Origin of the sequence: Pedobacter sp. L105 (assembly GCF_009765875.1) — a bacterium.
Taxonomy (GTDB): Bacteria; Bacteroidota; Bacteroidia; order Sphingobacteriales; family Sphingobacteriaceae; genus Pedobacter.
The window spans coordinates 196,775-219,955 of record NZ_LMUP01000001.1 but is presented as its reverse complement, the minus strand read 5'-3'; the positions used below and the strand labels follow the sequence as shown (position 1 = coordinate 219,955).

Genomic DNA, 23,181 nt, shown 5'->3' with positions numbered 1-23,181 from the left:
AAGATTACGCTTTGGAAGCTAATACATTCCTGTAAACAGCTTCCACTTTTCTTGTCATCGTTTCAATATTGAAATTTGATTTGATTAATTCCCCCGCTGCTTTCCCCATATCGGCCCGCAGTTTTTCATCTTTAGCAAGTGAAATAATTGCCTCAGCCAACTGATCAGGGTTAGATGTAGAAATAAGCAGCCCGTTTACCTTATCGGTTACCAAATCTTTGGTGCCATCAATTGCAGTAGCAATAATTGCTTTACGCATAGCCATAGCTTCCAATAAAGCGATAGGTAATCCCTCCCACAATGATGGAAGGCAGAAAATATCTATCCCATGAAGTATAGCGGGAATATCGTCCCTAAAATTTTCAAAAATAATCCGGGATTCCAGATTTAAAGTTTTTGCCAGCTGCAGCATTTCAGCTTTCAAGTCTCCATCTCCTACAATAAGAAACTTTAGATTTAACTCTGCAGGTATCTTTGCAATAGCCTGCAAATAAGTTAGCGGCTCCTTTTGTGCAGTGATCCTTGCAATATAACCTACCAGTATTTGATCCTTAGCTACCCCAAACTCTGCTCTAATGTCTTTGTACTGCTGGTCAGGATTAAACTTCACCTGATTAATGCCGTTTACAATTACCTCTGCACGGGGCATAGGAAATTTACTTGCCCCTTCTCTCAGGTTACTTTCCGAAACACAAATTGTTTTACGGGCAACTTTTACCAGAAACCTTTCGCTCAATGTACGAACCAGCTTTACAAGGGGATGCTGATCAGGATGAAATGACCAGCCATGTACAGTATAGATGGATGGGATATTTAATTTTTTTGCCGGATTATAAGTATTTGAATTAGCCCTCGTACCATGCGCATGTACCAGATCGATCTTTTCATCTTTCAGTATCTGCTTTACAGCATCCCAAACTTTATAATTAAAAGGCTTTTCTGTTGGAACAACATAAGTTTTAAAACCATCTGCTTTTAATTTCTCTACCATTGGCCCTTCAGTAAAAGATAAAATAACAGACTCAAACTGATCTTTATCCAATTCCTTTACCAGATCCAGCACATGGGTTTCTCCTCCGCCTACTTTACCTTGTCTGATCGTTTGTAAAATCTTTATTTTTTTTATCGGGGCCATGCTAACAAATCTGAGTATTAAGGTACAAAATATAATTACTTATCGGTCTGGTGATCTACATCATCGATACTGCTCTCGAAATAATGCTGTGTAGCCGTAGAAATCTTATTGGCTTTTTTAGCTTTAAACAGAGAGATGATCTGGAAGAAAATAAACATTGGGGTTCTTACCAATGAACTGTAAATAATTTTTGGTGCTTTAAAATAGTTTAATGCGGCAAAAAACACAAAGAAAAATGCAAGAACTGCAAATAACCAATACAGTAATTGCTGTGGAAAAAGAAACAGGTCGAGCAGCATACATAGACCTGATAAACCTACAACAATAAACAAGGGAGGCCTTGAAAATACCAGGCCGCACAAGAACTGGTTTCTGTTAAAAGAAAATAGTCCTGTACCCACCAGCTTCAATCCTTTACCAGCGTATTTAAACCATGTGTTGATCCAGCGGGCACGCTGGTTAACCAATTGATCAGATTTGGAGGTCTTTTCGTCATATACAATCGCTTTCTCAGCAAAAGCAATACGCTTTCCACGGTTCAGAATTTCCATCTGTAGTACCTTATCAAACCCGGCTCCTTCAATATCAAGAAATTCCAGGCACTCTTTATAAAAAGCAGTACTAAAGGCCATGCCTGAACCTGCCAGTGATGCAGATGACCCTACATCAAATAATAACTTCCTGTCTATAAAACGATAATACATATCACCAGCCTCATCCAGACAAGCATAACTCGTATTTAAGTTCTTAGCACTTCTTACACCCTGTACAGCAATAAACTGATTGGCAAAAAATTGATTCAATTCATTCAGATACTCCGGATCAACTAAATTATCACTATCAATAATGGTAAGGAAATCATGCGCCCGCTTAAAATGATTGATCGCATAAAAATGGGATTTGGTATTGCTGGCCAAAGTATCTTCTGGTCTTAGTAAAACTACCCGTTCATCCTTAAAATGAAGTGAGGAAATATCACATTTATCAGCTACCACATAAACCATGTAATTACTGTAGTTTAACTTCAGGATTGAATCTACTACTGATGGCAGCAATGTAGTTTGTTCATAAGCGGTAACAATCACCGCATAATCATAATCAGCGGTAACTAAGGCACCAGATATTTTAGTACCGATAAAAAACTTAAACAGGTACAGTATCAATGGGAGAACAAGATTAAACCCTACCAGTACCTGAAACACAATCCATAACACACGCGACACTTCCATAGTATAAATCTGAAAAAAATTAATGTTCAACCAGCTCAATAGCTTTATATATCTCAGCTACGCTATTTTCCCATGTATGTTCAAGGGCAAACTCCCTGCGCTGCCCCTGCTGCTTTAATGAATTTTCATTCAGGGCCTTTTCAATTAATAATACGTAATCTTCTTTGGTCTGGGCGAGATAAACGAAATCACTAAATGTTTCCATCGCCGTAGTTGCAGTAGCCACCACGGGTTTACCAATAGCCAGATATTCATCAATCTTACGCGGATAATTTCCTATTGTTACTTCATTGACCAATTGCGGGTTAATACATACATCAAAAGCATTGATATAATCCGGCAGGTCACTAATGGCCTTAATCCCTGTAAATATTACATTTTTAAACTGGTGCAGATCACTGGCCTTAAATAAATCATCTTCAGGCCCAACCAATACTACCGACCAGTCTGGTCTGGAAATAGCGATATGCGCAATAATATCTTTATCGAGCCGGATACTTTGTAATGCGCCAACATAACCAATAAGAGGTCTTTTTACCAAAGCCAGGTCTGCAGGAACAGCCTTACTCTTATCTTCAACAAAGATATCCAGGTCACAGCCCTGTCCTACATAAAATGAATTGGGATTAAACTTCCTGCAGTAAGCGGCTAGAAAATTAGAATTGGCTACACAGATATCACTATCTGCAATTAGTTTAGGTTCCAGTGTTTCACCATGTTTTTTCCAGTAATCTACCGCAACCATATAGTCTCTTGAATAATATATACTCAAACTGGGTTTAAGATATTTTTTAAGGTAAAATCCCTTAAACATCTCATTATCGTTAAAAAGTATAAATTGACTAAAACCCAGGATGTCAATAGCTTTCTTCACAGATTTAGCAAATTTGGCGTTATTGTATTGATTGGCCAGGTCAAACAGAAAAGTATTCCCAATCCAATTGATAGACTCAACCATACAATCAGGATAATAATTCCAGAGGTTATCCTGGATCTTTACCAATCCCGTTTCTTTCTTTTGTATTACATTCAGACGCTTTTGTGTTCCCGGATCATTTTTTTTCCGGTAAAGGGTAATCCTGTCAAGAGGTGAGTTAACATAAATAACACGATGGGTTTTACTAAATTCCAGGGCTATATTTTTACAATTACTTCCTATTTCCGTATCCCAGGGCTGCTGCCCAATGATAATAATGTCTCTGTTTACTTGGGACTCCATGTTTATCATATCTTTATTTGCCAGCGTATTATTCAATTGCCCACTATTCAATTTTATACTACTATGATCTAAAAAAATAAAAATAATGGAATTTCATTTGTCTGTAAACAAACCTTGCTGATTTAAGAAAAACACCATCATTGTTTCTCCAGAAATTCCTTTCCATTGTACTTGGCTCAGTAGATGAGTTGATGGGCTCCATCAATAATTTATAATTATCAAAAAAATAAGCTTTCCCTTTACGTTTAATAAAAGAAACCATCATATCATATTCAGTTTTCTCAGGATTTTTCATCTCCGGATAACGGCCAAACTTAGTCAGGAAATTACTCCTTCTTAAGTGTGGATGATCACTGTACATCGTAATTTTATCTATGTTTAAAGACCAAGGATCAAACACCATCAATGAAAACCCATCTCTGAAAGGTACCAGATCCGGATAATTAATATAAGAATAATACCTAATAGTATCAACTTCTTTGTCTTCTTCTATGATTTTTACCCCATTCTGGAAATTCACTAAAAAGTCTTTTAAAGGAACAAAATCTTCCTGGACATAAAAGGTGTACTCCGTTTTTACCGCATCCTGCCCTTTATTAATATTGTTCCCCAATCCTTTGTTTTTAGGAACCGTAACCAAAGTAAAATCATATTTTAATTTAAGTTCTTTGATATAGTCCAGATGCTCCGGCTTACTCCCGTCATCAGATACTACTATCTCCTCAAACGAGCAACCTAATCCGGAGAAGGCTTCCAATAACCTTTCTAAAGACTTACTTCTGTTGTAATGGGTAATTAATAACGTTACCTTTTCAAAATGCGCGTTAAGAGCTGTCATGAATTCTATTTAAATCTTTAATATTAGTTATTAATTGACTAAACTCTTTCCCAGGAAAGCGTTAAGGAATTATACTTTTTAATCACTTTTGCAGGATTCCCTACAGCTACTGAAAATTCCGGGATATCCTTAGTGACAACACTTCCGGCACCAATAATACAGTGCTTTCCTAAAGTCACTCCTGCTGTGATCACACAATTTGATCCTATCCATACATCATCGGCAATAATGATTTGTTTACAAACCTCCTTTTGTTCACGCGGAGATAGCGTAACATCTTCATAACCATGATTTAATCCCGATATAACAATATTTTGCGCCAGCATAACCTGGTTTCCTATCTGCACTGGTCCAATGATCACGTTACCTAAACCAACAATTGTTAAATCCCCTATCAATACATCGCCTACACCATTGTTAATGGTAGCAAAATCTTCTATAACAGATCGCAGGCCCAGATTAAACTTATTATAGGGAAAAACATCCATTCTGGTGCGGCTTCGTATAATAGAGTGCCTGCCCCTTTGATGAATAAAAGGGTTAACAAACCACCTTACCCACAGCCTGGGCCGGTGTTCATTGGTCGGAATTAACATCCAGTGCGCCAGTTGCTTTAATTTAGGGTTAGATTTGATGGTAGAAATAAAAGACATAGTAGATAATTAGCGTTATTTCTTTATTTTAAATCCTTTAAAGAATCCTATTAAAAAACATATCAGAGCAGGAAGAACAAATATTTCAAATGGCATGTTAAGATAAGTTTAAATCTTTATTTTTTTGTTCCTCCAGCTGTTTTTCCAGCATTGGGCACATCAATACAAAAACCCATGAAAAATAAACAACAAATGAAGATGGGGCCGTATTAATTACCTCGTTTCCATAACTACAAAATAAAATCCCCGCATAACCGGCCGTTAAGGCCATTGCTTTTACTTTCAGTTTGTCATCCTTAATATTCCAGACTATACCACAACATCGCCCGAGTATGTACATCATGATTCCGAACCAAATAGTGAAACCAACTATTCCATACATGGCCCAAACCTTTACCCAATAACTATCGGGCTGAATCGTGGAGAGAAACTTATCTTTATTGTAAGCCTCGCCCCAAACGCCAATTACACCCAAGCCCCCACCAAATGGCATACTGCTCAGATATTCTCTTAAAATCCGCTGACTATTTAATCTCACATTGAAAGATGCCTCTTTCGGGTCCAAAGCAGACCGGAGTCTAAGAATCTGATAATTACCGCTCCCAATATTTGTGTATTTCAATACAAATAAAAGTGATAGGGCAATAATTCCTCCGATAATAATAACCTTAAATTTTTTACTTAGTAAAATAGCTGTAAATACACCCACTACCAGAGCAAACAATGCGCCCCTTGTTCCAGAGATCAGCATTCCATAAATCATTATCATCGAAATGATAAACAATACCAGCTTTTTCCAAAATTTGAATGGTCCCAGACATAGTATCAATGCCATTAAACCAATATGGGCCTGTGAAGCACCAAACTGTCCTGCATCACTGTAAAATGAAAATACCCTTAGTCTTCCCCACAAAATATGGGTAATCGCTCCGCCTTCATCCAGAAAACGTTGCTCTCCTGGCGAAGGACCTATATACAACTGCTTTAAACCATTTAAGGATGCAAGCAGCGATAATCCGAGTATCAGGTATAAAAAAGTATTCAGATCCTTGCTATTTTTCATTAACAGGAATGCCATGGGAACAACAAGACACGGGTACATCGCTGCGGCACGTATTTCCTGTAACCACCCTTGTATACTAGCTCCCGCAGGATTTCCAATTTCCAGAATGCTGATGATAAACCAAATCAACATCAGGATACAGATATCATTATTGATTAAATCCCAATCATATTTGTTAGCAGCAAAAATCAGGGTTAGCCAGCCAAGCAGCATAATCCCCTCCTGCAAAATACCAAATGGAAAATTACCAATTTCCCTCCCCAGAATCCCAAAAGTAAAACAATAGAATACCATTGTCCAGATAATGAGTTTTGGATTTTCTATATATGAAATCTGAAGAGCAATCAAACATGAAATGCCAATGACCGCAACAGGTATTAAAATACCGACATTAACGATAAACAAACCTGTGCATAAACAGATTAATATGACTAGCGATAATATGACTATGCTAAGCTTGTTTTTTTTATAAAACGATGTCGCTTTATCCATTCGCAGTTTATATAAAATAATTTAGTAGCAGAGAACAGAATAAAAATTACTTACCCTTAGTAACCTTTATTTTGTTTAATACCCACCCCATAAATCCAGGTTGCTCTTTAAGGTAAACCAACAGGTCCTTATCAGTTTCAGATAGCTCTTTACCAACTTCAAAAACTGCTATGTTTTTTTCGGTAAACAAAAACCATTCCTTGGCAACATTGATTTCCTGTAAACTATTTATATCCACAATGATTAACTCGAACTCCCTTCTAAGTACTTCAAATCCCATTTTAAGATTCCTTGAACTTTGAATTTCAAGAAGCGAAGAGTTCTCATTACTTTTGTTCAGCACCGTAACCAGATCTTCAGTATGAATTTCTCTTTTAATCAGAAAGGTTTCAAAGTTACTGACTACGGCTAATTCTTTGGTGGTAGCACTTTCAACCCGGGCAGTTTCGCCACCAATCAATAAAACTTTCTTTCCTGTCATGGCAAAAGCATGTGCCAGACTCGAAGCCACAAAAGATTTTCCTTCACCATTTCCAAGACTGGTAATGCCTAAAATCTGACTTGAGCTTTCTTCCATCTTATTGTTAATTTCCAATCGGAGCGATCGCAATAGATTTCTGTACGTAATGTAATTTGGCGTTTCACTATCATTCCAAATACTAGGTATAGATTTGTTATAATTATTCACATAACTTAAATTACCAATTACGGGTAATTTTGTGGCGTTAAACAGCTGTTTGGAATTATTGATCGTGTGGTCTAAAAAGAAAAGCACCACTACAGCTACAAAGCAGATAAAGAAGCTGGCTATGAATGAAAGTGCAATATAAATTACCCTTTTAGAAGGCTCAGGGGTACCAATTAGTCCTACCTGTGCTATATTCAGTTTCAACCCTATATTTTGTTCTGTCCGCGTTTGATTATAACGGTTCAAGGCATCCATATAGTCTTTAGTGGCCAGATCAGCATCTCTTTCGAAGTTTTGTATACCTGCATCAAATGGCACCATTGTATTATACTTAGATTTTAGCTGAGCGTGCTCCCTATCAAGAGAAGCAATACTACTTTTAGCCTGATCCATAGCTATCGTCAATGCTGAACGCTGCTGAATAAGGTTTTGCTTTGATGCTGTAGGATCAACAATGTTGTTATCAGAACTTCTTAAAGATAACACTGACACTACGTTTGACAATGAGTCTACTTTCCTCTTGTCGGCAGCCTTAAAACCACCATCAATGTAACGGTCATTTGCTACTTTAAGCTGATTTTTAGCAGTAATAATATTGCTATTATCTGAGATTGTATTTCCACCCGTATAAGCATCCCTGCCACGCAACTTGGATTCAATAGCGGAGATGGCACCCTGATTGGCCTGAATATCCCTTAACGCCTGGGCTTTCCGGTCTTCATTGGCAGAGATCTGGCCAGATGTAATTTCAGACTGTTTATCTACATTCAGCACCCCGTTGGCCTGCTTGAAGTTTTTAAGTGCAGCATTTTTTGCATTCATTACCGCTTCTTTTTTCTTCAATAAAGAATCAAGTAATGAAAGAGAGTTGTTCTGATTGAAGTTGATGTCCTCCGTGTAATTCTCAATGAATTCGGTGGTCAGTGTATTCACTAAATAAGCAGACAATGCAGGATTTGCTGAGACATAAGCTACAGTAACATAATCGCTGCCGTCAGAACGGCTGATCGATAAATTTTTACTTATCGATTTCTCATCATAGCCCATGGAAGCTACATAGTCGTACAACTCGTTATTACCTTTATCAGACAACGTAAGAATTTCCTTCTTGAGCAGCTTATCCTTAAATGCAGCGATCACAGCACTCTTTTTTACGCCGGTTAATGAATCAAGTTTCTCACTATATTTTTTAAATGAATTTTTAGGGTCTTCAAGGTCATGCAGGATAAGATGATAAGAAAGAATACTCATCACCTTTTTCATCTTCATCTTTTCAATGATATTGGCAAACTGTGTGCTGGTTTTGAAATAATCCATGTTTTGTTCGGCAGCAGACAGCTGTTTAGACTGGTCTACCAAACCTGTAGATATTTGCGCTTCAGAACTGTATTGCTTAGGCAGATTTTTCACCATAAAAGTAGTGATGCCCATAGTAACCAGCGGAACAATAATAATTAGCCACTTGTACCGGCCGATATGCTTTAAAAATGCCTTAAAATCCATTTGGTAAAAAAAGTTATTTACTTAGTTATTTAATCTCCGATAACGGCTTCCCTATAATCTCTTCCAATGCATCTTTTGCCTCTAATAGACTAACTTCAGATTGAACTTTTGCTGTGTTTGAAGAAGCAAGGTTAATTCTTGATTGGTTGTAAGAATCCAGGGCAATTTCGCCTTTTTCAAATTTGTGCTTCAAATTTTCAGCAACATTTTTATTCTCCTGCACGCTTTCTGTATTAATTTTCAACAGAGCGATTTGCTGGATGTAGGAATAATATCTTTTCTTAACTTCTATAGCTAAGGTTGTATTGTACTCCTGAGCTTCCAGTTGGGTAATTTTATAATCAGCTCTTGCTTTTTTACCCATATAAGGTTTTTGCAGATAATTACCGATGTTGATCGTTGCTCCAAATTGAAAACCGTTTACACTTGTGATGTAGGTTCCATTGAGGCCGGGTAGTGAAGAAACTCCGGATGCTGGCTGATTAGGCCTGTAATTATAAGACGCGTTGAGAATATCAAGATAAGACATTGCATTTATCGGAATAGCTGTCTGTGCACTAATCGCTCTTTGCTCAAATATTTTTTTCCTGGGAAAGTTTTCCTGTGCAGATTGAATGTACTTCTGTAAAGTATTGTAATTAATTTCACCAATGATCGACTCCTGTGCGGAAGCCTTAAAAACCACAAGTGTTAAAAGTAATAAAAAGATAGAGGAAAGTTTTTTCATTTTTATAGATTATGTTTTTTAAGTTATACTTTTTCTTTTTGAAATAAAGCAGGAAATGTCCCCAAAATTATTTTAATATCAAACCATATAGAATAATTTCTCGCATAAAAATTATCAAGTTTTTTGCGCTCCGTGTCAGACATATCTGCCTTGCCGCGTTTACTGATCTGCCACAAACCTGTTAATCCCGACGGGCCAAGGAAACGCATCGACCATTCATTAGAGGTTAACAACTCAGCTTCGTACAAAGGTAATGGCCGGTTTCCCACTAAAGACATATCGCCTTTTAATACGTTAAATAACTGCGGAAGTTCATCTAAACTAGAGTTTCTTAAAAAATTACCCAATTTAGTTACCCTTGGATCATTTTTAATTTTAACAAATGCATTAGATCCGCTGCCATCATCCGCATACTGATTCAGTGCCGACAAATTTTTCAATTCCTTGTCTGCACCAACTTTCATTGACCTGAATTTATAAAAATTAAATACCTTATAACCTGTCCCAACCCGCTTGCTTTTATAAATCACCGCTCCTTTCGAATCTAAACGAATTAAAATAGCAACGATCAGTAATACTGGGGAAAGTACTAAAAGAATGCCTCCGGATGAAATTACGTCAAACACCCTTTTAGGAGTTGGGATTTTATATTCATCCTTTGGTTTTTTAATCACAGAAAGCTGTTCAATATTAGGCCTGATCAGTTTAAACTTAATCAAAAAGTTCAATCTGTCTTTTAAGTCCTCCATATTATAAGGATAAAAATACAAATCATGTATTTTAGCACTAATAGCACGCTTTCTTAATCTGGCATCCGGCATCTGACCCAATAACACAATAATCAGTCCACTAGTAAGGGGATTGCTTTTGATCTTCTGTACAACTGAGAATACACGCTCTTCGTCTTTCACTTCAATCATGATCACATCAGGCGTAGAAAAAAGCGACTGCGTATTCAAATAAGCTTCTAACTCAGATATATCACCAGCATTCACCACATTGTATTCCTGAGCTAACTGGTTGGAAGATTCTTCAGTAAGTTCACTGCCAGAATAAACTAATCTTAGTCCTTTGTAATTATAATCCATTATTTATTTGGCGTATGTGTTTGCAGTTTCAGTTAAAACACTCAAAATCTTATTTTTCAAAACATCAGGATTAAACGGCTTTGGAAAATATCCTTCCACTTTGAAAGGTATATTTAAGACAATTTTATCAAGATCATCCGCGGCAGACAAAATGATTACTGGTATCTCTCTGTAATAGCCACTAATTTTTATGCTTTTCAAAAATGATGTGCCATCAAAATGTGGCATATGCAGATCCAGGATAACAATATCAGGAAAATTACCTTCTTCCAGCCATAAATGTGCTTTATAACCACTTTCTACGGCGTGTATACTATAATCCTTAGATAAAATGAATTGAAGCAGTTTTAAAATGCTTGGCTCATCATCAACGATTAAAATTTGTTTTTTTTGAAATGAGACGTTATCCATTTTCAGACGGGTAATTTAAGGGGTGAAGGCTTAATACAAAATACTTATTTTTTATAACAAAAACACAATTAATCGATGTTTACTTCTCAAAGATATATCAATAAAATTACATTTTTGAATCATTTTATTAAATACGTAACAAACATAAAAGTGGTTTTAAGGAATATTTTTTTATTCCCATGAAAGATATTAATATATTAGATCGATCAGGAAAAATCTTATAAATATGATTAAAACCATAACACAAACTACAGTTGCTGTTTCTTTATTGTTCTGTTTATTAACACAAAATAAACCAGTAAATCCAGTAAAATCTTCACCTTCCAGTGCAGCAATAAAAAATAATCCTGGTTTTAATAATTTTCTTGGTATAAATGCATTTGAATGGGATTTTCTGACACAGGATAATGCAGAATCCGATCCAAAAAAGATGAAAATTATGCAGTCATTTGGTGGTTTTCGGCATTACATGGATTGGGAACGCATAGAATCTGAAAAAGGAAAATTCACTTTTAATTATACACACTCTGGCGGTTTTAATTATGATCTGGTTTATCAGCTTTGTGTACAGAACAACATAGATATACTTACCTGTATGAAAAACTGCCCGCCATGGTTGATGAATACCTATCCAAAGGATCAAAGAGATGTAGATAATGTACCAGCTACCTATGGCTTAAGCCGTTCCGACCCAAATTCTTACATAGATCAAGCCATAGCAGCCTTTCAATTTGCCGCCAGGTATGGCAATAACAAAAAAATAGATACGGCTTTAATAAAGGTAGATGAATCGGAAAGATGGAATGGGGATGTGCCAAATAATATAAAAATTGGTTTGGGCTATGTGCATTATTTAGAGTGTGATAACGAAAGGGATAAAACATGGAAAGGTCCTAAAGGACACCAAAGCCCTGAAGAATATGCTGCAAATCTCTCAGCCTTTTATGATGGAAATAAAGGAAAAATGGGTAAGAACGTAGGTGTAAAAAATGCCGACCCTACAATGAAAGTTGTAATGGCTGGACTGGCATTTCCAAATCCCGACTACGTGGTAAAAATGATTAATTGGTGTAAAAAACACAGAGGATATCGTCCTGATGGATCTGTAAATTTATGTTTTGATATCATCAACTATCATTATTACAATGACGACGCTACTCCTGAGCATGATAACCGGACCAGTGGAAGAGCACCTGAATTATCTTCAGGCGGAAGAGTAGCTGATGAATTTATAGCAATGTCCAAAAAATATGCGAATAACACTGATGTTTGGATTACTGAAGCTGGTTATGATATAAACCCCAAAAGTCCCCAGAGGGCCTTTGCGATAGGCTCAAAATCAGCACTGATTACCCAGGCAGACTGGATGCTCCGCTCGTCCTTTCTATATGCCAGACACGGACTTAAAAAAGCTTTTTTTTATATGCTGGAAGACGTTAATGTAAACGATGCTACCCAATATGCCTCCTCTGGTTTTCAACAAGATAACAAACCACGACCTGTTGCCGATTACTTCAGGCAGACGAAACAGTTAATAGGCTCTTATATTTACCTTAAAACTATTAGGAATAATCCTATTATTGATGTTTATCAAAATGGTAGTAAGAAAATGTATGTACTTTACATCCCAAGTCAAACCGGAAAAAAAATGATCTGCGACCTTGATCTTCAGGGATCGAAATCTGCTGTCATTCATCTGCTTAATCCGGGCGCAATACAAATGAAAACAGAAACAGCGACAGCAAATGCCGGACACATTAAATTGCGTCTTACAGAAACCCCGATTTTTGTTGAAAAAGCAGACTAGCGCTACAAAAAAGCATGAATAGCACTTCTGGTATTCAACAGCAAAAAGGGTAACTAATTCCCCAATACGAGAATAAAAACCTCTTATTTAAATATTCAAAAACAGACAAAAGCGGCAAAAATTATAAAAATAATGCCACCACGCAATTGATGTGACATTTGACCCATGATCCGGGTAATCGGCATAGTATTGGTATAGTTCATTACAGAAATCTAAATTAATTGTTATGAACTCACACCAACAACAACACTATAGCCCTTTCAGTCCTTCAGCCAGAAAATGGATGATCACTATTGGTTCAATCGCAATAGCAGCTACGTTACTTTATGCTTTAAGCACAGGAGTAATTTCTTACCTGAATTACTAATATATAATATTCACAGGTCTATTTTTTTTAATAGCTGTATAACAATATATCACTGGCATAGTTAACTATGCCAGTGAGTCTACAAAATCTTTATTTTCCCGAGCGCCCTGCCACATAAAATAAAGAATTTAGGATAAACTGATCCTGGCTTTCGCTCTGGAAAGTAGATGACAGGTCCTTTACCATATGATTGGAATAGTCCATATCATTATGTCCCATGTTTAGGTAAACCATTTTATACTTTTGATTTGTCCATGCCACAGGATAATAGCCGCTATGCCAGATTTCACTCTGCTTAGGTCCTGTTCCCAAGGGAAAACTCGTGGAATCGATAGCCAGTAAGATTTTAATATCTGGATTTTTACGCAAGTCATTAGACCATCTATACCACTCGTTAGGTGCAGACTTAAAAGTTACAGGTAAGTGTTTCGTAGTAACATTTGTTTTATCCTCTACCCTTAAAACAGCAGGCACAGGCTTCCAGGTATTGCTTACATAACTTCCGGATCCCAGGAATTGATTATGGTACCAGTCCCAGTTTTGCGGAAAATCAGATGGTGTTAAAGCAAATGCCGCGAAATGAAAACCCATCCAGCCCCCGCCATTTTCCATATATTGCTGAAAAGCCAGCCGCTGTGCAGGGTCCTCAATACGTGTATCCAGGAAAAGTACCACCTGGTAATGTGAAAGAAATTCTGCGTTGAGGTTATTCCAGTTACTGGTAGAATCATAGGTGAAATTATACTTAAGCCCCATTTTTGGAAACCATTGATTGGCTTCATGTACAAAGCTGATATGCGCCTGGTCATTTCTTGCCGTATAAAAAGCGATCACTTTAAATGGGGAACCTGCCTTTTGCGCCTGAACATCCACAAAAGACAAACAAAGCAGACTGCAAAAAAGCAGCCCGACAAAAGTTTGGTTAATTTTAAAAGCTGTTAACATAAGATTCGATTTAGATTACTCTTCAACAAATCTAACAGCATTTGACATCCCTTTTATGTTAGCAGACAGATTTTGAAGCAGAACAGCCCCTTTAAATGCACTACATCTACTAAACAGCCAATTATTTATAAAGTCTGCCTATATACCCGCCACCAGCCGAAAGTTTTAAGGTTATATTGCTTTTTTGATTAAAACTCCCCGTTTTTACCACTGATTGTGAAGGATCATTTTCATTGTCCTGAAGAATATCAGCATGATAATTTCCCTTACTTAAAAACCCAAGATTTATCTTTACTGATTGAGCGCTTTCACCATTCAAGGCCACTAAAAACCAAACACTGCCGCTTCTCCTGGCCATTACAGCCAGTTCCCCGATTCTACTCGGAGGCAGAATAATTGTTTCATCCCAAACTACAGGAATTTGTTTAACCATGGTTTTAACGTCACTTTTCAGTAGCATCTCAGGGTCAACACCCAGACACATAAACGGAGAAGTAAACGCTGCTACAGTAGCTACCTGATGGGTTAAGGTAGTGCCTTTAACAATATCTCGAAAGCTTAGCGGCGTATAGTCTCCATGCCCTGCCAGATAACGTGTAAAGATAAGCGTGGTATTATGTTTTGGCCAGCTGGTGGTATTTTCCAGCCCCCTTATTCCTTCACGGCTCATCTCATTGGGCCAGGTACGGCTTTGACCGGCAGGTTTATCTGCACCATGGAAATCAAGCATTAAATGAAGTGATGCTGCATCCTTTAGCGCTGCCTGATAAAAATCTATGACTTCCTGTGATTCTGTATCGAAAAAATCGATTTTCAATCCTGCAATACCTACGGCTTTACAATGCTTAAAAAAGGCTATTCTTGCAGCTGCATCTTTAATTCCAGGATCCCCGGCCCTATCAGGATAAGCCTTCCAGGCCCAAATTTTCACTCCTTTTTTTCGGGAGTAATCTACCAGTTCCTTCATCATTGCCCACTTATCTTTTCCATCCTCCTGCCATTTCGCCCAGCCCTCATCAACTAAATTGTAACTGAAACCCAGTTCACCGGCCCAGTCGGAAAACCTTTTCATGTTTTCAAAAGTCACATCTCCATTTCCAGCCAGCCATGACCAGGCACTCTTACCCGGCTTGATCCAGTCTGTAGCATATCCTTTCGGAAATAACGCCGCATTAGGCTGTGGAGAAACATTACTGATCACATCACTATTCACCAGTTTATTCAAAGTTCCCCCGATTAAAATAACACGCCAAGGCGTTTCTATTATTCCGCTTTTATGGGTTAAACCAGTTAAATTAGCTACAAAAGTCTGGCTGCCTGCTGCCAATAAAGACATTCCTGCAAAATCATTAAGGCCGCTTTCAGTAATTGCAGCATAACCTGTCACACCGGGAAGATGTATCGTTAACGGAGGTCCCGCAGGCTGTCCTTTGGCTACATCCCCTATCTTTTGCTCAGTATAATTTCCTTCATAACTACGGATATCTCCCTGGCTCCAGATGGTACTGCCTGTAGGAATAACAAACGAAGTAAGGTCTGCATTCACTATTGCAGCCCCCTTATTTGGTACGATATAACGGAACGCAGCACCGTCATTAAATACCCTCACTTCAATTTCATAAGGATTTGCGCCATTCAGTTTAAACCTGATCCCATTATATTTATTCACCGCAATACTATGTATGCCACGGGTTTTATAAACACTACTTGCACTTTTTTTACTGGGCAAACCAAATGAATCTCCCGGCCCGATGTTTTTGTCATTTATGGTTAAGCCTAAACCAGAAGGATCAATGATTTTTTTTCCATTTCTCATAATGGAATATTCAGGCTGGTTGCCATGCATTGCCAAAGAAAAAATTATGGACTTATCTGGACTGGCTACTTTTATCACCTTGACCTGGGCAATGCCAGGAAAATTTAAGATAATCAGTAAAATGAATAAAACAGAGGCGTTTTTAATCGTCATGAGGTATATATAAATGGATTTAAAGGATTCAGGGACAAGGTAAAATATTATACCTTATGTTTTGGTTTATCATTAATTACAAAAAAACGCATCTTAAAAATCATTCTTCTTTTCAAGTACCTTAAAAAGCAACTCTGGTTCATTGGTAGTAATATAATCTGCTTTTTGGACAATCAGCCATCGCATATCTTCTTCCTTATTTACTGTCCAGGCATTAATAGTAACTCCCTGTTGTCTAGCTTTTTTAAACCAGTCGCCTTCCTTATATATAGCATAATGATAATCAGCCTGACCAATATGATCTTCTTTTAACTTTTCTACGGGAACATACTCTTTTCCCTCTGCCAGGAAAGCTGTTTTTGCAGCAGGATCTAACTGCAACAATCTTAATACTGCAGGATAGCTAAAGCTTATATATTCTACCCATGCCGATGCCTTCAATTTTTTCACCAATTGAACAACTGCATCAGTAAGGGCGATAGTACCTTCAGGTGTTTTGGCGATTTTGATCTCCAGGATCAGTTTGGTTCCCTTCTGTCGCATTCCTTCAAGCAGATAACTTTCCAGCGTAGGAATCTGCTCCCCATTGCTTTGTAATTCTTTACTTAATTCTGCATAGGTAGACTCAGCTATTGTCAATCCTTTATAAACGTCATCATGATTTACCACAATCACGCTGTCTTTGGTAAAATGTACATCAAATTCAGAACCGTAACATTTTAAACGGATAGCTTCTTTAAGCGAAGCAATAGAATTTTCCGGAAGATTATTTTTCTTCCAGGCACCCCGATGGGCAATAACGCAGTTTTTATTCCATTCCATTTGTTGTGCTTTACTGGTGTAAGCTATAAAAAGCAGGCAAAATATAAAACATATTCGCTTCATCATGATGTATTATTTTTAAATGGTTAGGAAGTTTAAGTTCATCATTTATTCTTTACCAGCCAAGGCAATTCAGTTTACAATTTTAATCTATAAATTCGCCGGAAAAACACATATTATATGATATCACACCACGTTTTATTTTGGTTAAAAGCCGATACAACAGAAGATCAAAAAGTTGCTTTCAAAAAAAGTCTCGAAACCTTAGAAAAAATAGAAAGTGTTGTTACTTTCCACGTAGGCACACCATCACCTATCGAACGTGCGGTAGTAGATACCTCTTATACTTTTTCCCTGGTTCTGTTTTTTGAAGATATGGCCGGACACGATGTTTACCAGGTGCATGAATTGCACAAGGCCTTCCTGGAAGAATTCCGCGGCCTGTTCGAAAAAGTAGTCATCTACGACGCGCAATAGTTAATCAACAATGGAGGTTCTGAAAAATAAACCTCCATTGCTTCTCTGCTCTTTTTAAGTGGTTACCCTCAAACTGCCCTGTCTTTTACCCTCTTATAAAACATCTTCATTAGTGCTTGCCAAAAGTACTGTCCTGCCAGTCATCTGTACGAAAAGGCGAAGCAGGAAGGCCCGAACCATTATATAAATTACAAACAGGGTTATTACCCCATGCATACCTCACAGCAACAGGAGATGGAACATCCGGACTGCTAACCAATATCTCGTTTCCACGAATTACAGCATTGGCCCAATGGAATTGATGATCGGCACCCGCAATTGCAAAGCCCTTTACAAATGACGCATCTTTAGCTACCAGGCCACCGTCTGTGAATTTGAAATCCAGATTAATGCTATTTCCAGTGATCTGATGTGACACCAGCGCAGGCCCTGAATAAACAACCTGTTTACCATAAGTATTTGCCAGTGCAATCAGTGCCAGCCTGCGGCCCACTTCCTGTTTATTCTTGGGATGGATATTTTCACCATCCCCAATATCAATCGTTACCGACATCCCTGTATGTGGCAGGGAAAGCGTTTGTAGCTGTGCATCTCTTAACTCTGCCCATGCAGAAGCTTGTGGCTGCTCATCCGTTTTCATATAATTTGCCAGCTGAACAAAGTAAAAAGGAAAATCACCTATTTTCCATTGCTGCCTCCAGTCGGTGATCATTGCAGGAAAAAGCTCCCTGTACTGATGTGCCCTGTCGGCATTACTTTCTCCCTGGTACCAAATTGCTCCACGGATAGAAAACTGAATAAAAGGATTGATCATTGCATTGAATAAAACCGTTGGCCTGTTTGGCCCGTCACTTTGTACAGGCATCGCAGGGACATCTTTCAAGTTTAACCCCGCTTTATATTGCCAGTCGCCATCCAATGAAATACTTTCGCCGCCCGCAGATTGAACAGACAGGTTATTTTTTTCGCCATAGATACCACCGCTACCAATTAAGTCAAAAACCCTTACACAAAGTACAAACTCTCCTGCTTTTACTTTATCACCAGGAACAGTATAAGAACGTTTTTTTTCAACACCTTCCGTTTCGCCAATTTTCTCGCCGTTAAACCACGTTATATCATTATCATCGATTGTACCCAGGTTAATTTTTAGTGCTTTTCCAGCCCATGATTCCGGGATCATCACTTTTCTACGAAACCATACCACTCCATCAAAACCGGGAAGAGCGGTCTGATCAAAGAAAGCCGGAAGGGACATACTTTTCCACGAAGAAGCATCAAAACTATTTGCCGCCCACAGTGGATTTCCATGATCATACCCTGCATCTTTCGCTGGTATCATCTTCTGCCAGGCTTCCATATTTTGTTTGAAATCCTGCGCACTTTTAACCTGATCAGTATTTTTTATCTGAGCGGCTGCCTGCGCAAAATCGGGCATATTCTGTAATGTTTTTCCGCTTGTCCAGGCTTCAGCAATCGTTCCACCCCATGAAGTATGGATCAGCCCGATGGGTATACCTGTCCTTTTATAAACCTCTCTGGCAAAAAAATAGGCCACAGCAGAAAACTCTGATATACTTTGCGGACTGCAGGGCTGCCAGCCACCGCCGGTTACTTTAGCATCTTCCAAAGGAACATTGCTTGGTACATGTTCTGCCTGTAATAACCTGATATTAGGATACTGCGCTTCGGCAATTTCATCCTGATAATGATTAACCTTTCCCCAGCCCGCCAATGGAAATTCCATATTGGATTGTCCTGAGCAAACCCAAACATCACCAATCAGCACATTCTCTAAAGTCGATGCGTCACCATCAGAAATCGTAATTACATATGGCCCGCCATAAGAAGGGGTAGCAACAAATAACTTCCAGTTTCCATTCCCATCTGCTTTCGCAGCATAATGTTTTTTATTGTTCCAGCTGGCAACGATAGTAACGGTTTTACCTGCATCTGTTTTACCCCAGATCGCAGCATTTGTCTTTTGCTGCAAGACCATATTATTACTAAATACAGATGGTAATTTCACTTTAGCCTGCACAGTGTAGCCAAAAAGTAAGATGGCAAGAAGCAGGCTGTTTTTCAGAAATTGAATAGGATTCGCTTTCATTAACTCAGGATTTATATTGGTTCAATAGCTAAGCAATAAAACTACTAAAAAAAACAAAAGACCAGCCATAGATAATGAACTGGTCTTTTGTTTTATGTAATTCTTTAGTTACTTCTTCCAGATGCCGGTTATAATTTCAGCTTTGGTACTATCCTGAACAGGAAGATCGTACATCGCTTCAATTGTATGCAAAACATTATAATGATTGATCTTTTGATCATATTGCCCTGTTTTAACATTAGCGCCCGAAAAAATCGTAGGGATATGGTTAATAGGCTTGAAATCATCTTCATCAAAAGTAACGATCAGCAAACTGTTATGTGTTTTAGCCCATTTTACATAAGCTCCCATGTTATCTTTTAGCCATTGATCACCTCTTTGGATAGCTGCTGCATCTCCTGGTTTTCCTATGTTGTGCATATCATTATCCATATCCGGAATCACAAAAGCAACTGTAGGTAGTTTACTAAAATCTTTTGGAAATTCAGTCAGCGGTAAACTCACTGATGCAGGTATGTTATTTTCTCCTTTTCCTATCCAGTTTACCCATGGTGCATGTTTGCGGGCATACAGGAATAAATCTGTTAATGTGCTTTTTATATATTCACAGCCCAGGAAACCTGCTGAAGGCATCGTTTGTCCATATCCCTTAAAAGTAAAACCCTTTTTAATTAATGATGCTCCAAGATTCGGTGTAGTATAGGGCGAAACTTTATCCAGACAGTCGTCACCGGTAACTCCCTGGGTACTGCCAGAGTAAAGGGCAAGATAATTAGGCTGACTTGGATGTGTTACCCCATGTGAATCTGTAAAAATTGCACTTTCCTGAGCCAGTTGATTAATGAAAGGAGCGTTAGACGATCCAATCAGTTCATCATAACCATGGTTCTCTTCCATGATTACGATAATATGGTCCGGACGGGGTGTTTCTGGTTTCTGGCTGCATGATGCCAGTAAGCCGGTTAGGCTCACCAGGGATACTAAAAAGAATAATTTCATTGATAAAGAATTTAAGGTTATGGGTTTGTTAATTGTTTAACCTCATACTCAGCGAGTAGATTAGTATGAGGGTCAATTTCAACAGCCGCTGGTTTTGCAGCCAAAGGTAATTGCAAAGTGGTTACCTTGTCTGTAACCAACATGCTATATACTTTACCATTAACGCTGTATTCAAGGGGCAAAGTATATAAATTTGCCTGCTGCTGATTAACCTGTATGTTTAGTGTCTTTTTAAGAACGTCATAAGACCAGTTAACAGCTAATTTAGGATGCCCCGGTTTGCGCAGCCATTGGTCAAAAAATTGCCCCAAATTTTGTTTGCCTGCCTGCTCCATCACCAGTTTGAAGTTATCAGAACTGGCATTGTGGCCGCTGTATTTTGCAAAATAATTATGGATGCCCTCCCAAAAAGCAGCATCTCCTATTTTACGGCGCAGCATATGTAATATCCAGGCCCCTTTTTCATAACTGTTGGCATTCAGCAACTGCATGTAATTGCTGGTTACCGCAGTATCTATAACTGGCGTAAGGCGCTTCTTTTCAAATCCAAGTACTTTTTGACGCTGCTGCTGCAGAATGTGTTTCAGGGAATCAACACCATAAGTATGTTCCAGGTAACAATTGGTCATGTAGGTAGCAAAACCTTCGCTCAGCCAGAGGTGCTGCCATCCTACCTCTGTCACCGCATCACCAAACCATTGATGGGCAATTTCATGCGCAATCAATGATTCTACCCCTCTATCACCAACAGAATTTTCAAAGTAAAAAATAGCACTGGCATTCTCCATACCGCCAAAAATAGTGGTAGACTGAACATTGGCTAACTTTTTATATGGGTAAGCCCCAATATGCTGAATATAAAAAGGTAGGATTTTATCTGCAAAGGCATAATCCTTAAATCCCTGTGTTTCATTTTGAGGATACACATAACTATATACTGGAGTGCCGCTAACTGTTCCCGACTGGCTGATGGCAAAATCTGCTACCCCGATCACCATTACCTTTGTAGGCAGGTTAACAGTTTCCTGCCAGTGTGTTAATTTCAAATGACCAGCCAGAGCTTTCTCTTCTAACTTTAACCCGTTCGCTACTACCTGGTAATGATCTGGCGCTGTAACCACAAAGTCAACCGACGCTTTATCTGATGGATGATCATGACAAGGCAGCCAGTTTTGCGCACGGTTTGGCCAGTTATCGCCAAAAAAGGTTCGCTTACCAAATTTATTGGTAGATATGATCAAGCCATCGGCAGGGATACCCTCATACCTGATTAGGTAATGATGAATACTATTGATATTGGTCTTAGTGAAAATATTGACTCCGGCGCTGTCCTGTGTAAAATGTACAGGCTGGTGTTCTTCTGTTACTGCTAATACCGTCATACCCTTTCCAGCAACATTCTTTTTGACCAGATTAAGCTGAAAATGATCTTCGGCTGTTAAAAATTTAACGGCAACTTCGGCTTGGCCGCTAATGCTATTGTTCTGATCGTTTAACTGAATATTAAAGGTATAATGCTGTACATCAATCCCCGATAGAAGCGATTGTGCTGCCGCAGCCCAGCTCATCAGCATGGCTAAACCTAAAATTGAAAGGCCTTTTTTTGTCATGTGTAATATTAATCATATTTCATTAAGATTGCCAGCCCTACTACTATCACAATTCTGATACTTAACAATGATTTATGTTATTTTAATGAGGTATAGGATACTGGTACCTTTGGTTATAAATTATATAACAATGAAACATATTTTTGTCATCAACGGCGGACAAACCTTTGGCCATTCAGGCGGAAGGTTTAATCAATCTATCACCGCAGCTACAGTCAGTTTTTTTGAAAACAACCCGGAATTTGAAGTCCGCTCCACAAATATCAATACCAATTACGATCCCAAAGAAGAAGTAGAAAATTATAAATGGGCCGATGTGATCATCTATCATACACCTGTATGGTGGTTTCAATTGCCACATGGATTTAAAAAATATATTGATGTGGTCTTTACCGAAGGGCATCAGAACGGAATTTATAACAGTGACGGTCGTTCATCAGCCAATCCCGCTATCAACTATGGAACAGGAGGCACCCTACAAGGTAAAAAATATATGCTGACCACCTCATGGAATGCACCTGAAGAAGCGTTTACCTTACCAGGCGAGTTCTTCAATGAAAAAAGTGTAGATGATGGTCCTATGTTTGGGTTCCATCGTATGAATACTTTTACAGGCATGAAACAAATAGAAGGCATGCATTTCCATGATGTAGAAAAAAATGCTGACATTGTGCGCGACCTGAAACGTTACCAAGAACATTTAAATCAGGTATTTATCCTTAATTAAGACCAGCATGAGCATTCACTTAACAGCCTTAGTAAAATCTAAACCAGGCACTGCACAAATGATGAAACCACTGTTATTAAAACTAGTAAGTGGTTCCTTAACAGAAGAAGCTTGTTTGCAATACGAGCTTTATCACTCTACAGAAGATGAAAACACTTTTATTTTCCATGAAACCTGGAAAGATGAGGAAGGATTAAACACCCACAATCACGGACCAAACATTACATCCTTTATCCAGGATTCTTCTGAAATACTGGATGGTTCCATCGTCATCTATAAAACAGAAAAGATCAGCTAAAAAA

21 protein-coding genes are annotated in these 23,181 nt (G+C 38.3%); 5 read left to right on the top strand and 16 right to left on the bottom strand.

The window, feature by feature from the left end:
* Positions 1 to 4: 4 nt before the first annotated feature.
* The 10 genes from GSQ84_RS01030 to GSQ84_RS00985 form a co-directional block, all read right to left on the bottom strand.
* Positions 5 to 1,135: a glycosyltransferase family 4 protein gene (locus tag GSQ84_RS01030; RefSeq protein WP_158795387.1), complete on the bottom strand. Its 1,131-nt coding sequence runs from the start codon at positions 1,133 to 1,135 to the stop codon at positions 5 to 7.
* 35 nt (positions 1,136 to 1,170) lie between these two features.
* A complete protein-coding gene (locus tag GSQ84_RS01025) occupies positions 1,171 to 2,364 on the bottom strand; it encodes a glycosyltransferase (RefSeq protein ID WP_158795386.1) in 1,194 nt (397 codons plus the stop codon).
* 19 nt (positions 2,365 to 2,383) lie between these two features.
* Complete coding sequence (locus tag GSQ84_RS01020) at positions 2,384 to 3,583, bottom strand: glycosyltransferase (protein ID WP_158795385.1); 1,200 nt, start codon at positions 3,581 to 3,583, stop codon at positions 2,384 to 2,386.
* A gap of 61 nt (positions 3,584 to 3,644) precedes the next feature.
* Positions 3,645 to 4,421 (bottom strand): glycosyltransferase family 2 protein, encoded by a 777-nt coding sequence (locus tag GSQ84_RS01015; RefSeq protein WP_158795384.1) that lies wholly within the window; start codon positions 4,419 to 4,421, stop codon positions 3,645 to 3,647.
* 38 nt (positions 4,422 to 4,459) lie between these two features.
* Positions 4,460 to 5,074: a DapH/DapD/GlmU-related protein gene (locus GSQ84_RS01010; protein WP_158795383.1), complete on the bottom strand. Its 615-nt coding sequence runs from the start codon at positions 5,072 to 5,074 to the stop codon at positions 4,460 to 4,462.
* A 97-nt stretch (positions 5,075 to 5,171) separates the two neighbouring features.
* Positions 5,172 to 6,431, bottom strand: coding sequence for an O-antigen ligase (locus GSQ84_RS01005; RefSeq protein ID WP_254070755.1), 1,260 nt, complete (start codon positions 6,429 to 6,431; stop codon positions 5,172 to 5,174).
* A gap of 244 nt (positions 6,432 to 6,675) precedes the next feature.
* Positions 6,676 to 8,820, bottom strand: a complete 2,145-nt coding sequence (locus GSQ84_RS01000; protein WP_158795381.1) for a Wzz/FepE/Etk N-terminal domain-containing protein — start codon at positions 8,818 to 8,820, stop codon at positions 6,676 to 6,678.
* Between the two features lie 25 nt (positions 8,821 to 8,845).
* On the bottom strand, positions 8,846 to 9,547 hold the full coding sequence (locus GSQ84_RS00995) for a TolC family protein (RefSeq protein WP_158795380.1): 702 nt from the start codon (positions 9,545 to 9,547) through the stop codon (positions 8,846 to 8,848).
* Positions 9,548 to 9,570: 23 nt separating this feature from the next.
* Positions 9,571 to 10,635, bottom strand: coding sequence for a sugar transferase (locus GSQ84_RS00990; protein ID WP_158795379.1), 1,065 nt, complete (start codon positions 10,633 to 10,635; stop codon positions 9,571 to 9,573).
* Positions 10,636 to 10,638: 3 nt separating this feature from the next.
* On the bottom strand, positions 10,639 to 11,046 hold the full coding sequence (locus GSQ84_RS00985) for a response regulator transcription factor (RefSeq protein WP_158795378.1): 408 nt from the start codon (positions 11,044 to 11,046) through the stop codon (positions 10,639 to 10,641).
* A 226-nt stretch (positions 11,047 to 11,272) separates the two neighbouring features.
* On the opposite strand from GSQ84_RS00985, the gene GSQ84_RS00980 reads away from it, so the two are divergent.
* Both GSQ84_RS00980 and GSQ84_RS00975 read left to right on the top strand, forming a co-directional pair.
* The gene (locus tag GSQ84_RS00980; RefSeq protein WP_158795377.1) at positions 11,273 to 12,853 is read left to right on the top strand and encodes a hypothetical protein; all 1,581 of its coding nucleotides are present in this window, start codon (positions 11,273 to 11,275) and stop codon (positions 12,851 to 12,853) included.
* Positions 12,854 to 13,079: 226 nt separating this feature from the next.
* Positions 13,080 to 13,220 carry a hypothetical protein gene (locus GSQ84_RS00975; RefSeq protein WP_158795376.1) on the top strand — a complete coding sequence of 47 codons (141 nt, stop codon included), beginning with the start codon at positions 13,080 to 13,082 and terminating at the stop codon, positions 13,218 to 13,220.
* A 90-nt stretch (positions 13,221 to 13,310) separates the two neighbouring features.
* Here GSQ84_RS00975 and GSQ84_RS00970 read toward each other — a convergent pair whose 3' ends face one another.
* The 3 genes from GSQ84_RS00970 to GSQ84_RS00960 all read right to left on the bottom strand — a co-directional run bounded on the left by GSQ84_RS00970 (position 13,311) and on the right by GSQ84_RS00960 (position 17,022).
* A complete protein-coding gene (locus GSQ84_RS00970; RefSeq protein ID WP_158795375.1) occupies positions 13,311 to 14,165 on the bottom strand; it encodes a ThuA domain-containing protein in 855 nt (284 codons plus the stop codon).
* A gap of 121 nt (positions 14,166 to 14,286) precedes the next feature.
* Positions 14,287 to 16,134, bottom strand: a complete 1,848-nt coding sequence (locus GSQ84_RS00965) for a glycoside hydrolase family 97 protein (protein ID WP_158795374.1) — start codon at positions 16,132 to 16,134, stop codon at positions 14,287 to 14,289.
* Between the two features lie 93 nt (positions 16,135 to 16,227).
* The gene (locus tag GSQ84_RS00960) at positions 16,228 to 17,022 is read right to left on the bottom strand and encodes a glycerophosphodiester phosphodiesterase family protein (protein WP_158795373.1); all 795 of its coding nucleotides are present in this window, start codon (positions 17,020 to 17,022) and stop codon (positions 16,228 to 16,230) included.
* 114 nt (positions 17,023 to 17,136) lie between these two features.
* Here GSQ84_RS00960 and GSQ84_RS00955 point away from each other — a divergent pair, with 114 nt between their 5' ends.
* A complete protein-coding gene (locus GSQ84_RS00955; protein ID WP_158795372.1) occupies positions 17,137 to 17,433 on the top strand; it encodes a Dabb family protein in 297 nt (98 codons plus the stop codon).
* Positions 17,434 to 17,542: 109 nt separating this feature from the next.
* On the opposite strand, the gene GSQ84_RS00950 is transcribed toward GSQ84_RS00955, so the two are convergent.
* The 3 genes from GSQ84_RS00950 to GSQ84_RS00940 form a co-directional block, all read right to left on the bottom strand.
* Positions 17,543 to 19,543, bottom strand: a complete 2,001-nt coding sequence (locus tag GSQ84_RS00950) for a sialate O-acetylesterase (protein ID WP_216848840.1) — start codon at positions 19,541 to 19,543, stop codon at positions 17,543 to 17,545.
* Between the two features lie 108 nt (positions 19,544 to 19,651).
* Positions 19,652 to 20,542 (bottom strand): alkaline phosphatase family protein, encoded by an 891-nt coding sequence (locus GSQ84_RS00945; RefSeq protein WP_158795371.1) that lies wholly within the window; start codon positions 20,540 to 20,542, stop codon positions 19,652 to 19,654.
* Between the two features lie 17 nt (positions 20,543 to 20,559).
* The gene (locus GSQ84_RS00940) at positions 20,560 to 22,152 is read right to left on the bottom strand and encodes a M1 family metallopeptidase (protein ID WP_158795370.1); all 1,593 of its coding nucleotides are present in this window, start codon (positions 22,150 to 22,152) and stop codon (positions 20,560 to 20,562) included.
* Between the two features lie 130 nt (positions 22,153 to 22,282).
* On the opposite strand from GSQ84_RS00940, the gene GSQ84_RS00935 reads away from it, so the two are divergent.
* The gene (locus GSQ84_RS00935) at positions 22,283 to 22,879 is read left to right on the top strand and encodes an NAD(P)H-dependent oxidoreductase (protein ID WP_158795369.1); all 597 of its coding nucleotides are present in this window, start codon (positions 22,283 to 22,285) and stop codon (positions 22,877 to 22,879) included.
* A gap of 7 nt (positions 22,880 to 22,886) precedes the next feature.
* Complete coding sequence (locus GSQ84_RS00930) at positions 22,887 to 23,177, top strand: putative quinol monooxygenase (RefSeq protein WP_158795368.1); 291 nt, start codon at positions 22,887 to 22,889, stop codon at positions 23,175 to 23,177.
* Positions 23,178 to 23,181 lie beyond the last annotated feature (4 nt).

What these genes read in the sequence shown, in the direction of transcription:
- GSQ84_RS01030 (WP_158795387.1), bottom strand. Translation starts at nt 1,135, where the DNA reads ATGGCCCCGATAAAAAAAATAAAGATTTTACAAACGATCAGACAAGGT.
- GSQ84_RS01025 (WP_158795386.1), bottom strand. Translation starts at nt 2,364, where the DNA reads ATGGAAGTGTCGCGTGTGTTATGGATTGTGTTTCAGGTACTGGTAGGG.
- GSQ84_RS01020 (WP_158795385.1), bottom strand. Translation starts at nt 3,583, where the DNA reads ATGGAGTCCCAAGTAAACAGAGACATTATTATCATTGGGCAGCAGCCC.
- GSQ84_RS01015 (WP_158795384.1), bottom strand. Translation starts at nt 4,421, where the DNA reads ATGACAGCTCTTAACGCGCATTTTGAAAAGGTAACGTTATTAATTACC.
- GSQ84_RS01010 (WP_158795383.1), bottom strand. Translation starts at nt 5,074, where the DNA reads ATGTCTTTTATTTCTACCATCAAATCTAACCCTAAATTAAAGCAACTG.
- GSQ84_RS01005 (WP_254070755.1), bottom strand. Translation starts at nt 6,431, where the DNA reads ATGGTATTCTATTGTTTTACTTTTGGGATTCTGGGGAGGGAAATTGGT.
- GSQ84_RS01000 (WP_158795381.1), bottom strand. Translation starts at nt 8,820, where the DNA reads ATGGATTTTAAGGCATTTTTAAAGCATATCGGCCGGTACAAGTGGCTA.
- GSQ84_RS00995 (WP_158795380.1), bottom strand. Translation starts at nt 9,547, where the DNA reads ATGAAAAAACTTTCCTCTATCTTTTTATTACTTTTAACACTTGTGGTT.
- GSQ84_RS00990 (WP_158795379.1), bottom strand. Translation starts at nt 10,635, where the DNA reads ATGGATTATAATTACAAAGGACTAAGATTAGTTTATTCTGGCAGTGAA.
- GSQ84_RS00985 (WP_158795378.1), bottom strand. Translation starts at nt 11,046, where the DNA reads ATGGATAACGTCTCATTTCAAAAAAAACAAATTTTAATCGTTGATGAT.
- GSQ84_RS00980 (WP_158795377.1), top strand. Translation starts at nt 11,273, where the DNA reads ATGATTAAAACCATAACACAAACTACAGTTGCTGTTTCTTTATTGTTC.
- GSQ84_RS00975 (WP_158795376.1), top strand. Translation starts at nt 13,080, where the DNA reads ATGAACTCACACCAACAACAACACTATAGCCCTTTCAGTCCTTCAGCC.
- GSQ84_RS00970 (WP_158795375.1), bottom strand. Translation starts at nt 14,165, where the DNA reads ATGTTAACAGCTTTTAAAATTAACCAAACTTTTGTCGGGCTGCTTTTT.
- GSQ84_RS00965 (WP_158795374.1), bottom strand. Translation starts at nt 16,134, where the DNA reads ATGACGATTAAAAACGCCTCTGTTTTATTCATTTTACTGATTATCTTA.
- GSQ84_RS00960 (WP_158795373.1), bottom strand. Translation starts at nt 17,022, where the DNA reads ATGATGAAGCGAATATGTTTTATATTTTGCCTGCTTTTTATAGCTTAC.
- GSQ84_RS00955 (WP_158795372.1), top strand. Translation starts at nt 17,137, where the DNA reads ATGATATCACACCACGTTTTATTTTGGTTAAAAGCCGATACAACAGAA.
- GSQ84_RS00950 (WP_216848840.1), bottom strand. Translation starts at nt 19,543, where the DNA reads ATGAAAGCGAATCCTATTCAATTTCTGAAAAACAGCCTGCTTCTTGCC.
- GSQ84_RS00945 (WP_158795371.1), bottom strand. Translation starts at nt 20,542, where the DNA reads ATGAAATTATTCTTTTTAGTATCCCTGGTGAGCCTAACCGGCTTACTG.
- GSQ84_RS00940 (WP_158795370.1), bottom strand. Translation starts at nt 22,152, where the DNA reads ATGACAAAAAAAGGCCTTTCAATTTTAGGTTTAGCCATGCTGATGAGC.
- GSQ84_RS00935 (WP_158795369.1), top strand. Translation starts at nt 22,283, where the DNA reads ATGAAACATATTTTTGTCATCAACGGCGGACAAACCTTTGGCCATTCA.
- GSQ84_RS00930 (WP_158795368.1), top strand. Translation starts at nt 22,887, where the DNA reads ATGAGCATTCACTTAACAGCCTTAGTAAAATCTAAACCAGGCACTGCA.